Source organism: Legionella fallonii LLAP-10, assembly GCF_000953135.1.
Taxonomy (GTDB): domain Bacteria; phylum Pseudomonadota; class Gammaproteobacteria; order Legionellales; family Legionellaceae; genus Legionella; species Legionella fallonii.
The window spans coordinates 1,950,955-1,963,184 of sequence record NZ_LN614827.1 but is presented as its reverse complement, the minus strand read 5'-3'; the positions used below and the strand labels follow the sequence as shown (position 1 = coordinate 1,963,184).

Genomic DNA, 12,230 nt, shown 5'->3' with positions numbered 1-12,230 from the left:
TCACGACTGTACTTTTAGCATCAATAGGGTAGATAAGCCCGCCTATATTTTATATACCTGTCAGGCCCGTTTTCGATGCTTAAACACGGGCTATCTTAATGTTTTCTTAATAATTACGCTCTATACTTCCCATATTAATTTCATTTGAGTAACGCTATGCCTAATTATACCTTTGTATGTAGTGATGAAACGCTGAAAAAACTCCATCAATATCGCCTTGATCTGCTTTCCCACAAAGCGACCGCAGGTAAATATCTTGCGGATATACTGGCCAAAAAAGGCTTAAATACTTTAAATGATGAGCAATTTATTGAGTGTTTAATTCAAACAAAGCCAGATTGTATTTTTGCTGAGAGTACTTTATACCGCCAAGACCTAAATTGGAATGCTTTGGAAATTAGCTTATTAGGCGATTTAAGTTGTGTTATTCCTACTCAAGCCTATGATAATGGTACTTGGATTGCACCAACTGTTTATAAAGATCCCTTAGATGTCACTTTAATTTATGTACCTGGTCCTTTATTACGTTCTGATCATAAAAATAATGAAAAACCAGATCTAGACGAGGTTTGTCCTGAAGGCATTTTCAATTCTGAAGCATATTATCATATGTTGGAGCGACGTTTACTCCCTGGTTTATTGCACGCTAATGCGGCAGCTGTTCAGCAAGGGGAAGAGTTGTTTGTGACGCTTCCAGGCATTGGATGCGGCCAATTTTCTGGTAATTATAGTGGCATTATTCATGATGAATTTGCAAAGGCCTTACATCGCTTATTAACTGAACATGGTAGCCAATTAACACAAGTGAAGGCTGTTTGGTATGATAATTTCAATAAAGAGCCTGCTACCGATAATATTCATGGTATTGACTTTTTAACTCGCCCTTTAACCAAGGGCGGATTGCCACAATTGTGCTCTCCTAAACAATATGGCACTAAATATGCTCAATGCAAGCTAGTGAGTCTTGTTGCTTGGGATCATGTTTCTAAACCTGGTAATGACTATTGGGGAGGTGCTCGTAGAACTGATGATGGGGTGAAAGGGGCTGCAACAGGCACCATGCCTGCATTAACTGGAATGGAAGGTGTATATCAAGGCGATAGGATGGTTCCTAAAGAGGCACCTCATATGAACTGGTCTGATTATATCCAATCAAAAGGCGGAGTATTATTGACAGCAGTTGGGAATTTTAATCATTATCCTATCTCCGCACCTACCCAGAAAAAAGAACAGCTTTTGGATCTGCTGAAACAAAAGGACTTTGATCAGGCAATAGGAATGATTAAGGCTTATCCCTCTTTACTTAATGTAACATTTGAACAACATTATGGAGCTTCGCCACTCAGTATGGCTGCAATCGCTGGTGACTATAAAGCAGTTCATGAGTTAATCAAATTAAATGTTAATGTTAACCTTAAAGATGCTAAAAGCAACATTCCCTTATGCTGGGCAATACTTCAAGCCGGAAAAGCGAAAAAGGAAAATACAAATCATCCATTATTAGCTGAATACAAAAAAATAGCTTTAATGCTAATCCAAAACGGCTCCAACATGAGCAATAGAGATGGCTTTAATGCAACCCCCTTAGATTTGATCGACCAGATTATGCCCGAATGGAAACAAGAGCTATTACAAAAGCCACAAGAAGAGCCACTTGAGAAACCAGAAGATGAGGCTCTTAAAGAGCAACAGTACCAAAAACTGGCAAAAGAAAGAATATCCAGGATTGATCTGGCAATTGCGACTCTTGGAAGTAAAATTGGTCAAGCTGAGCAACATCATTTTTCAGAGGCCATTAACACGGCAACAAAATTGTTAGATGATTTACACGCTTTTCGCGATGAATATCACGATGCGCTTTTAAATGAACCTCGCGTTGATATGAAAATCGCAGGCAATCGATTTAATGACTCGTGTACACTCGCAATCACTAATGCAAAACAAGTGCTGGAAAGAGATTTAGGCTGGGGAGATTATCTCGGAAATCTGTTGAAAGCCTTGGTAAATGCAGTTGTTTGGGTATTTACTGTTGGGAATTCTAATGCATTCTTCCCTTATAAAAAGGCAGAGTCTCTTGAGGCTATTGAACAAGAAGAGCAAAATCTGAAGCAGAAACCATAAAATAACGAAGGTTGGACTCTTTGGTCCAACCTTCAGCACCGAAATTACAAGAAATCATCGATGGTGACGCGAAACGTACCACAAATATTTATTTTAATGCCGGTGAAATGGTTTGTAGTAATGATTTAAATACCTTAGGATTTCCCGCGACTATGTTGCCATGATTTAGAAAATCATCGCCTCCTTGAAAATCACTAATTAATCCACCTGCTTCTCTTATTAACAATGAGCCTGCTGCAATATCCCATGGACGAAGACCAAATTCCCATAGACCATCCAAACGACCGCTAGCGACATAGGCCAAATCAAGAGCTGCTGAGCCGGTTTTTCTCACTCCGGCACATTTACCAATTAATGCTTCGAAGGTAGGTAAATAGCGTTGAGTTAGGGCCGCATCTCTAAAAGAGAATCCTGTTCCTAAAAGAGCTGCATTTAACTGTGTCTGTTGGGAGACGCGAATTCTTCGGTCATTTAAACGAGCTCCTCGACCTCTGCTAGCCGCAAAGCATTCATGACGTAGAGGATCATACACAACTCCATGCTCAATTCTATTTTTAACTTTTAGAGCTATAGATACTGAGAAAAAAGGGAAGCCATGTAAATAATTAGAAGTACCATCTATAGGATCAATAATCCATACTGATTCTCCATCACCATCTTGAGAACCACTTTCTTCAGCAAGAATTCCATGCTCTGGGTATGCTTTACGAATACAGGCGATGATTGCTTGCTCCGCTTTAATATCTACTTCGCTGAAAAAGTCATTACCATTTTTAGCGGTGATTTGTAGCCTATCCACTTGCTCCATGTGACGTATAATTATCTCGCCTGCTTGCCGTGCGGCGTTTATTGCAATATTTAAAAGTGGTTCCATGGATATACTCTTTATTTACAAAACCAACGATTCTACCACATTCAAGACTTAGGAAAAACTCCGATCGCTAAAGCTTTGTCTAAAACATGACATTTTTTTATTCAGAGTGAAATCTAAGCAATAAATGCTATGATATAGTGACACATTGTATTCGATATAAGTTTTTTTATGAAATTAAGTTCCATTCGTATTGTTTTAATTGCTACCTCACACCCTGGTAATATTGGTTCAACCGCACGAGCGATGAAAACCATGGGATTAAACTCCCTCTATCTGGTGACTCCAAAGTCTTTTCCGGATTATAAAGCGAGGGAAATGGCTGCAGGGGCTGATGATGTTTTAGAACAGGCTGTAGTGACTGAGACATTAGATGAAGCCTTGGCTGGATGTCAGTTAATATTTGCAACGAGCGCAAGACCTCGCGGTCTATCTTTGCCGGGTTTAACCCCACCATCCTGTGCTGAATTCATCAACGAACAATCTGATACAACGCAAATAGCCATTGTATTTGGTCGAGAGCATGCTGGCCTTACCAATGAAGAACTACTAAAATGTCATTATCATATTCATATACCTAGTAACCCTGAATACAGCTCTCTGAACTTAGCTCAAGCAGTGCAAATTGTGGCGTACGAGCTGCGAATGAAATTATTATCACCTACGGCGGAAGTGGCTTTACGTAGTGATGAATATGCCACTGCAGATGAAATAGAGCAGTTTTATGAGCACTTAAAAGAAGTCTTTATTGACATTCAATTTTTAAAGGAATCCAATCCTCGTAGGTTAATGCAACGGGTCAGAAGATTATTTAATCGAGTCAATTTGGAAAAAATGGAAGTCAGTATTTTACGAGGGATGTTAAGCCAAGTACAAAAGTCCTTAGAGTGGGCAAGAAAAAGGGAAGGGAGTGATTAGGATGGACAAAAGGCCAATTTATTTTGATTACATGGCAACAACTCCGGTCGATCCGCGTGTTGTGGAGCAGATGATCAAATATTTAGGACCTGATGGTTGTTTTGGAAATCCTGCATCGACGACACATATTTATGGTAAAGAAGCGGCTATGGCGGTTGAACAGGCTCGAGGAGAAATTGCTGATTCAGTTAATGCGTCTATGCAAAATATAGTGTTTACTTCCGGAGCTACTGAAGCCGATAATTTGGCTATTTTAGGTGCTGCCCGTTTTTATAAAAATAAAGGGAAACATTTAATCACTATGAGTACCGAGCACAAAGCGGTGCTTGATAGTTTTCATCAGCTTGAAAAGGAAGGATTTGACGTTACTTATCTTGAGCCAGAATCAGATGGTTTATTAGATCTTCATCAATTGGAGCAGGCACTGCGTCAAGAGACTATTTTAGTTTCTATTATGCATGTTAATAATGAAATTGGTGTCATCCAGGATATAGTAGCCATAAGTGAGTTATTACGTAATAGAGGAATTATTTTTCATGTTGATGCCGCCCAAAGTGCGGGAAAACTCCCCATCGATTTGCATCAACTTTCTGTCGATCTCATGTCCTTTTCTGCCCATAAAAATTACGGACCTAAAGGTGTAGGCGCATTGTATGTTCGCCATAGACCACGAGTTCGCTTGCAAGCGCAAACTTTTGGAGGCGGGCATGAAGGCGGTTTGCGTTCAGGAACTTTAGCTACTCATCAAATTGTAGGGATGGGGACAGCATTTGTCCTTGCAGAAACAGCGCGTAAAGAAGAGCAGACGCGAATTTTAAACTATAGAAAACAATTATGGGATGGTATTAAACATTTGCCAGGTATACGTTTAAATGGGCATGAGCAGAATAGGCTTCCCGGTAATCTCAATTTAAGTTTTTCTGGTTTGGATGGCGATTCTTTACTTTTAGCCTTAAACGATTTAGCAATTTCAACAACTTCAGCCTGTTCCTCTGCCAGTGTTCAGCCTTCGTATGTATTAAAAGCTTTAGGATTGTCTGATGAATTAGCGCATAGCTCCATACGTTTATCCATAGGCCGCTTTACAACAGAAGAGCAAATTCAGCACGCTATTGCTATAATTGATACCCAAGTAAAACGATTGCATGAAATGTCACCACTATGATGTATAATGAAAGAGTAGAAGATTGTTTTTTTCTGCCTAGGCACGTTGGTATTCTTGATCTCAATGTACCACTGACGGTTCATTTTTCTAGTATCCAGAAAAATCAAAGTGTTACAAGAATAGACTTATATTTACAATGCACGGGAGATACACTGATTACTAAGGCCTGTTTTAAAGCGACAGGAAATCCTTACGTAATAGCAGCTCTAGAGTGGCTATGTCGGCAAATTGAAGGTAGAAAATTAGACTGTTTGAAAGAGATGAATTATCAGATATTAGTCAAAGAATTAGAAATACCACAGAACCAATATCCCATTGCTTTACAAGTCGAAGATGTTTATAAAGAAGTGTTTACCTTAATGAAAAAGAAACTTGAGGATTATAAATCATGAGTGTTGTAATGCACCATACTACTGAAAAACCGGGGATTAGCTTTAGCGAATCTGCAAAAAAACATATGGTTTCTTATCTCGCAAAAGATCCAGAACATACTGGCGTGCGTTTGTCTGTTAAGAAAACAGGATGTTCAGGGTTTTCCTATGTTGTTGATTATGTGAAAACTCCTTCAGAAGGGGATATGGTTCTGCCTCTCACCGATGAGTATGTGGTATGCATTGATAGAGCGAGTTATCCATTTCTTAAAGAGATGAATGTGGATTATGTAAAACAAGGATTTAATTCTAAGTTTGTCTTTAATAATCCCAATCAAACTGGTCAATGTGGATGCGGTGAAAGTTTTACGGTTGATTAATATTCTTGGTATTTAAGGCAAACAATATTGCTCATGTCGAGTGAAGGATTTATCGATTGGGTAGGGCGGAATACCTTTCTAAAGCGCTCTCCCTAACTTTAGTATCTATTTTTAATCAAATCCCTTTCGCGGGCGAGGGCTGGTATCCCCACAAAATTATAACTTTTCTCGAATTACCGTGGCTTGACCACGGTATCTCCACGTTGCATTATTAAATCACCTCTATTTCTTCAATGAAGTGGTTAAAAAGGAAATTTAATCGAGTGTATTTCTTGGGCTTAAACTAACAATTACCCCTCTTGTAGATACCGTGGTCAAGCCACAGTAATTCGATCTTTAATCAAAGTTTGTGGGGATACCTCAGAGGCGAGGGGATTTTTACTACCACTGACTTCTTATCTCCTTTCCATAGAATAAGAGAAAATTTTTTTACTTAATAAGTGCCTGATTTAAGGCTGGCTTAATATTCACTCGAATATAATATAGCCACAGAATATTGCTTTAAATTGTTATGATAGAACAGACTGCATTACACCAGATTGGTAATCATTTAAAAGGTCTTACGATTTTAATTGGTACTTATCTTATGTCTCTTACAATGAAAATAGGCACCTCTTTAGGTTTTTCTTTCTTGGGTGAAGAAAAACTAAGGGCGTTTGTCAGCAACATATCTCCTAGAGTTATCCTTAAAAAAATACAAAATACTTTTTACCATGGAATAAGCAAGTATTTTGTCAAAACCGGTGATGAGCAAGTCAATAGTACCAAAACCACCAAACATCATACTGCACTTAGAAAAAATCAGTTTATTGCAAAATTAGACTTCTTCAGAAGCTCCACTGATGAGGCGAGTTGCTTCGTTGTGCCGGTGCTCGGTGCCGCCTCTCTTTGCGCTTCATTCCCCTTTACAGGCTTTCGAAGAGGTTCATTTCTTTTGGCCAATAAAAACACAGTTCCGCTAGACATCAAGAACATTGTTACTCAATGTAATGACTTGATTAATTTACTACCATTTACTCCTAGTCTCAAAAAACAATACGTTCATTTTGTTGCAATAACTCAATATCCTAACAAACATCATTTATTACACTCAAATAATAAAGCCCACCAAAAGGAACAAAAGCAACTTATATGAATTAGTGAAACAAGTCGTGCTATGCTAAGGATGTGATGTATGACTCCCTGCAAAATATAGTTTTCTCTTTTCTTTCTTGTTTTATTTGTCCTATAATTTCTCATTTGGGTTATAATTAATCGTAAATGAGGTTTTTCCTTGCAAAGATGTTCTATTTAACAAGCTATTGATGCATTTTTTAATCTATTTAATAGTTCTGTTTTTGTTCGTCTCGTCTTTTTTTAAATAAAAATAAAATTTTAGATAAAAAATTTTAACTATTTGTTCAATTAATGCAATACAACAAAATATTTAAAAAAATCATACATTTATTTTTACAATCTCTACGATAATGATACAATAAATTTTCTTAATCTTCCCTTAATAAATGAATATCATTGAAACAATGTTTACACTCTTTGGAATATTTGATATTATATCGGACATGATGTTTGGTATGGATAATTGCTGAACCCAAAATATTTTTGTTAATTTTGTACTAGGAGATTAAAATGAGTGCAGTAATGCAAGAAGTGGCGCAAGGAAATGAAGCTCTTTCGCATCAAGTGATTAGTGCAGTTAAGGGGTATTTAACTACTGTTGGTAATAAAGACGCTAATTTGAACTTATATCAATTAATCGTTGAAGAAGTTGAAGCTCCTTTATTTCGTACAGTGATGGAATTAACTCGTTACAATCAGTCAAAAGCTGCTCGAGTTCTTGGTGTGAGCCGTGGTACATTGCGTACTAAATTAAAGCGTTATTTTGATGATGAATTTATCGGTACACGTGATTTCTAAGATAAAAAGTAATACTTTTCTAGAATTTTTCATCATTAATTCGACGTTATTTGTGATCTTTAGCTAGTGTTTTATCGTTATGAAATTTTAAGATGGCACATTTATAATGCATTGATCCAAAAACGTTTTGCTCTCTCAATCATATCGAATTAGTTTAGCTAGTCCTATGCTTTTGAGAGGGCAAAGCGCGCCAATCGCAATACAATTCCTACTATTTTAAAATTTAATGTTGATGAAGTACTCGTCACTCTGTTACTATTGATCACAGAGTCGGTTAGGCAATCGCTCTTTGTTCTTGAAGCAAAGAGAGGAAAGTCCGGGCTCCATAGGGCAAGGTGCCAGGTAACGCCTGGGGGGTGTGAGCCCACGGAAAGTGCCACAGAAAATATACCGCCTGTCTGCTCTTGTAGCAGTGGGTAAGGGTGAAATGGTGCGGTAAGAGCGCACCGCGCGATTGGTAACAGTCGTGGCAGGGAAAACCCCACCTGGAGCAAGACCAAATAGGAATCCATTTGATCGAAAGGTCATAATGTGCGGCCCGCACGGGATTCGGGTAGGTTGCTTGAGGCATGCGGTGACGCATGTCCCAGATGAATGATTGCTCACGACAGAACCCGGCTTATCGACCGACTCTTTTTTCTTTGTAAGCCTTAACACAGTAGGCCATGGCCGTCAGGTTAAGATGCCTTTATTTTTGATGTGCTGCTTCGATCCGTTCGGGCTGAGGAAGCGCGCTAACTCCGTTTCGAATCCTCCCTGCTCGTGTGTACTATTGTAGACTAATTTGATAAGTAGAGTGTTGGGTTAATCAGTAAGTAATACTGCAGAGTCCGGCTGTGTAAAAATCGACTATAATCTCTTCAGAGAACTGTATTTTTTAAGTACAGAAAGAGTATGGGGAGACATTATGTTGAAAATAGTACTGGTGATTGCTATTGCCGCTAGCTGCTTCCCTGCATTTGCTGTCGATAGCGGCCGCTATCGAATGGAGCAATGCATGAGAGATTGCCAGGATAACTCGCATTTATCAAATGTAAAAGACAAATACAATTATTGCTATGATCGTTGTTGGCGATAAGCTAACACCAAAGTCGGGCAACAAATTGCCCGACTTTATAAAAAAGGGTGATAGAGGAATATGCTTGTGGTAATGCTGGATATATGTGGGAGATTTGGGGAATGCCCTTAACTCAATGCACTGAAATCTCGGATTACGCTGTGCTAATCCAGGCTACAAAAGATTAAGGTAGTGTCATTAATTTGTAGCCCAGCCTAGTCAATTTACTCTTATTAAGAACAGAGATGTTTTCTTAGCAGCATAGTAATTTGCTCCGGATTTGCTTGTCCCTTGGTTTGTTTCATAATTTGTCCTACAAAAAATGCCAAAAGCTTTTCTTTTCCAGCTTTATACTCAGCTGCTTGTCCAGGATATTGTTGAATGACACTGACTACCATCTCCTCCAAGTCGACACTATTATCCATTTGCTGATAGCCTTCACGTTGAATAATGGCATCTACATCCTCTTCTCCACTCCACAGGAACGTGAAAATATTTTTAGCAATATTCGAAGAAATCACATTATCATGTAGCTTATCTAAAAGATTCGCCATGGTTTTTGCAGAAATGGGCAATACCGTATCAAAAGTTAATTGTTGTTCATTTAACGCCGCAGCATATTGTCCTTTCAACCAGTTAATAATCACTTTATCGGAAGCTTGGCTGCATTCCTTTATTTCTTTATAAAAATGATAAGCTGCTGGCGAAGATAAGATAAAATTAAAATCCTCGTCATTTAATGAGGGTATCTCTTTTAGTTTACGATGAATCTCTTCAGGCAAAGCTGGTAAATTATTCTTAATTTCTGCAATCTGCGCAGGTGTTACTTGAATGGGAAGCAAATCCGGATCAGGAAAATAACGATAGTCATTTTCATTTTCTTTGTCACGCATGGTATGTGTGGAGTCAGTATCAGGATTATAGAGCCGTGTTTCCTGAATAACGAGCTCACCGCGCTCTAATAAATCTTGATGCCGTGCTTGTTCAAAAGCTATTGCTTTTTCAATATAACGAAACGAGTTCAAATTCTTTAGTTCAGTTCGCGTACCCAAAACAGTTGAACCCTTGGGTTTTAATGATAAATTGACATCGCAGCGAAACGATCCCTCTTGCATATTACCGTCACAAATTCCTAAGAATCGTACTACTTGATGCAATGTTTTTAAGTATTTAATTGCTTCTTCAGTAGAATACAAACAGGGAGCTGTAACAATTTCAAGTAAAGGAGTACCTGCTCTATTTAAATCTATTCCTGTATATTCAAAATGCATTTCATGTAAGGACTTTCCTGCATCCTCCTCTAAGTGGGCACGTACTATTTCAACTTTTTTCTCACTGCCATCGTCTAGTGTTATTTTTAGTTGCCCATTACTGACTATAGGTCTTTGAAATTGGCTGATTTGATAACCTTTAGGTAAATCAGGATAAAAATAATTTTTTCGTTCAAACACCGAGAGATCATTGATATCTGCATGAATTGCGATACCCAATTGAATCGCCATAACAACTGCTTGCTGATTTAAGACGGGTAATACCCCAGGTAAGCCCGCATCGATAAAGCAGGTCTGTGAGTTTGGTGAAGCACCGTAGGCGGTTGATGCACCAGAAAAAAGTTTAGATTTTGTTTTTAATTGAGCATGAACCTCAAGACCAATGACAGTATCCCATTCCATAAATCACCTGTATTCGTTTGGACTGGCCAAATGCCAGCTGGTGTGTAATTGATAATGATGCGCTAGGTTAAGTAAATGACTTTCACTAAAATGTTTTCCCATTAATTGCAAACCTATAGGTAAATTATCATCAAACCCTGTGGGGATGGATAGTGCTGGCAAACCAGCCAGATTGGCAGCAACCGTAAATACATCAGCTAAATAATTTTGAATAGGATCTGCTATTTTTTCACCTAGTTTAAAGGCCGTAGTTGGTGTTGTAGGGCCTAGAATAACATCTACTGAATTGAGATGAGTAATTAACTCTGTTTGAATCAAACGTCTTATTTTTTGTGCTTGTATGTAGTACGCATCAAAATAGCCTGCTGATAAAACATGGGTTCCAGTAAGGATTCTGCGTTTGACTTCGATACCAAAACCTTCACTACGTGAATTGGTAATGAGCTCGATTAAATTTGATGTCTTAGAACTACGATGACCAAAACGTAATCCATCATAACGAGAAAGATTCGAAGAGGCTTCCGCACAGGCAACCACGTAATAACAAGGAACCCACAGTGGTTGGAGTTTTAATTCTATTTCAATAATCTCGGCGCCTAGATTCTTAAACACATTAACTGCAGCAAGTATAGCTTTTTGTATTGCATCATCTACTTGAGGTTGAAAGAAACAGGTAGGCAGGCCAATACGAAGTTTATTTAATGGCTTATTTAGTTCTGCATAATAATCAGGGATAGGGCGCTCCACTGACGTTGAATCTTGAGGATCAAAACCAGCTAATGCCTGAAGGATAACGGCAAGATCTTCGGCACTTCTTGCCATGGGGCCCGCCTGATCAAGACTCGAAGCAAACGCGACCATGCCGTAACGAGAAACGAGACCATAAGTTGGTTTAATACCACTGATACCACAAAATGCAGCGGGTTGGCGTATAGAGCCCCCAGTATCTGAACCTATGGAGAAGGGAATTAGTCGCGCTGCAACGGCTGCTGCGGAGCCACCTGAAGACCCGCCAGGGACGCGTTCTTTATCCCACGGGTTCTTTACCGCACCAAAATAACTATTTTCATTAGCAGAGCCCATGGCAAATTCATCCATATTGGTCTTGCCTAAAAGAATGGCTCCTTGCTCTTTCAATTTTTTGGTTAGGGTGGCTTCATAGGGGGACTGAAAATTGGCTAGCATTTTGGAAGCGCAAGTCGTTTTCATTTCCTTGGTACAAAATAAATCTTTAAGTGCCATAGGAATCCCTGTTAATACCTTACCTAATCCCTTTTTTAAATCCACGTCTGCTTGTTGGGCACGTACTAATGCACTTTCCTCATCAAGGCTGATAAAGGCATTAAGATCCTTATTGTCATGGATTTTACTAATATAATGCTTGGTTAATTCAACACTGGAGAGTTCGCCTTGTTGCAGGGCCTGAGATAATTGTTTCAGTGTAAGTTGTTCCATAATTATTTATCCGATTCTATGACTTTAGGCACTAAATATAAATCGTCATCAAACAACGGAGCCATTTCTTCAAGCTCACGAATGCATTCTTCTTCAGTGACGGCATCTATTCTTAATCGTTGATGTAAAGCAAAGGGATGGAAAAGAGGTGCTACATCGTGTGTATCGGCAGAACGTAATTGCTCTACAAAATCCATTATGGCACTGACATCTTGTGTTAATTGCGATGTAGTAGACGATTCGGTATCCAAATAAGCTAAACGGGCTATTTTTTCTAAGTCTTTTTGAGAAATAGTCATGGTGGC

Annotated in this window: 12 protein-coding genes and 1 other RNA gene; 9 read left to right on the top strand and 4 right to left on the bottom strand. The window is 38.7% G+C overall.

The annotated features are described in order from the left end of the window. The first annotated feature begins 156 nt into the window (after positions 1–156). Complete coding sequence (locus LFA_RS18840; RefSeq protein ID WP_052673897.1) at positions 157–2,121, top strand: ankyrin repeat domain-containing protein; 1,965 nt, start codon at positions 157–159, stop codon at positions 2,119–2,121. Between the two features lie 88 nt (positions 2,122–2,209). Here the strand turns inward: LFA_RS18840 and LFA_RS07975 are convergent, their stop codons facing one another. Next, complete coding sequence (locus LFA_RS07975) at positions 2,210–2,995, bottom strand: inositol monophosphatase family protein (RefSeq protein WP_045095726.1); 786 nt, start codon at positions 2,993–2,995, stop codon at positions 2,210–2,212. 168 nt (positions 2,996–3,163) lie between these two features. On the opposite strand from LFA_RS07975, the gene trmJ reads away from it, so the two are divergent. The 8 genes from trmJ to LFA_RS19820 all read left to right on the top strand — a co-directional run bounded on the left by trmJ (position 3,164) and on the right by LFA_RS19820 (position 8,818). Then, on the top strand, positions 3,164–3,910 hold the full coding sequence (trmJ, locus tag LFA_RS07970) for a tRNA (cytosine(32)/uridine(32)-2'-O)-methyltransferase TrmJ (protein WP_045095725.1): 747 nt from the start codon (positions 3,164–3,166) through the stop codon (positions 3,908–3,910). Between the two features lies 1 nt (position 3,911). After that, positions 3,912–5,075, top strand: a complete 1,164-nt coding sequence (locus LFA_RS07965; protein WP_045095724.1) for an IscS subfamily cysteine desulfurase — start codon at positions 3,912–3,914, stop codon at positions 5,073–5,075. Continuing rightward, entirely contained in the window at positions 5,072–5,467 is a 396-nt protein-coding gene (locus LFA_RS07960) for an iron-sulfur cluster assembly scaffold protein (RefSeq protein ID WP_052673896.1), read from the top strand. The genes LFA_RS07965 and LFA_RS07960 overlap by 4 nt, the downstream gene beginning before the upstream one ends. Next, entirely contained in the window at positions 5,464–5,826 is a 363-nt protein-coding gene (locus LFA_RS07955; protein ID WP_045095723.1) for a HesB/IscA family protein, read from the top strand. The genes LFA_RS07960 and LFA_RS07955 overlap by 4 nt, the downstream gene beginning before the upstream one ends. Positions 5,827–6,337: 511 nt before the next feature. After that, positions 6,338–6,961 carry a hypothetical protein gene (locus tag LFA_RS07950; RefSeq protein WP_045095722.1) on the top strand — a complete coding sequence of 208 codons (624 nt, stop codon included), beginning with the start codon at positions 6,338–6,340 and terminating at the stop codon, positions 6,959–6,961. Between the two features lie 491 nt (positions 6,962–7,452). Then, the gene (locus tag LFA_RS07945; RefSeq protein ID WP_045095721.1) at positions 7,453–7,740 is read left to right on the top strand and encodes a helix-turn-helix domain-containing protein; all 288 of its coding nucleotides are present in this window, start codon (positions 7,453–7,455) and stop codon (positions 7,738–7,740) included. A 266-nt stretch (positions 7,741–8,006) separates the two neighbouring features. After that, an RNA gene (gene rnpB, locus LFA_RS19095) (RNase P RNA component class A) lies at positions 8,007–8,378 on the top strand. A gap of 269 nt (positions 8,379–8,647) precedes the next feature. After that, positions 8,648–8,818 (top strand): hypothetical protein, encoded by a 171-nt coding sequence (locus LFA_RS19820; protein ID WP_157010318.1) that lies wholly within the window; start codon positions 8,648–8,650, stop codon positions 8,816–8,818. Between the two features lie 212 nt (positions 8,819–9,030). On the opposite strand, the gene gatB is transcribed toward LFA_RS19820, so the two are convergent. Genes gatB through gatC form a run of 3 tightly spaced genes read right to left on the bottom strand, consistent with a single transcriptional unit; the run spans position 9,031 to position 12,224 of the window. Beyond that, positions 9,031–10,470 (bottom strand): Asp-tRNA(Asn)/Glu-tRNA(Gln) amidotransferase subunit GatB, encoded by a 1,440-nt coding sequence (gene gatB, locus LFA_RS07940; protein ID WP_045095720.1) that lies wholly within the window; start codon positions 10,468–10,470, stop codon positions 9,031–9,033. Positions 10,471–10,473: 3 nt separating this feature from the next. Next, a complete protein-coding gene (gatA, locus tag LFA_RS07935; RefSeq protein ID WP_045095719.1) occupies positions 10,474–11,925 on the bottom strand; it encodes an Asp-tRNA(Asn)/Glu-tRNA(Gln) amidotransferase subunit GatA in 1,452 nt (483 codons plus the stop codon). Positions 11,926–11,927: 2 nt separating this feature from the next. After that, entirely contained in the window at positions 11,928–12,224 is a 297-nt protein-coding gene (gene gatC, locus LFA_RS07930; protein WP_045095718.1) for an Asp-tRNA(Asn)/Glu-tRNA(Gln) amidotransferase subunit GatC, read from the bottom strand. Positions 12,225–12,230: the final 6 nt, after the last annotated feature.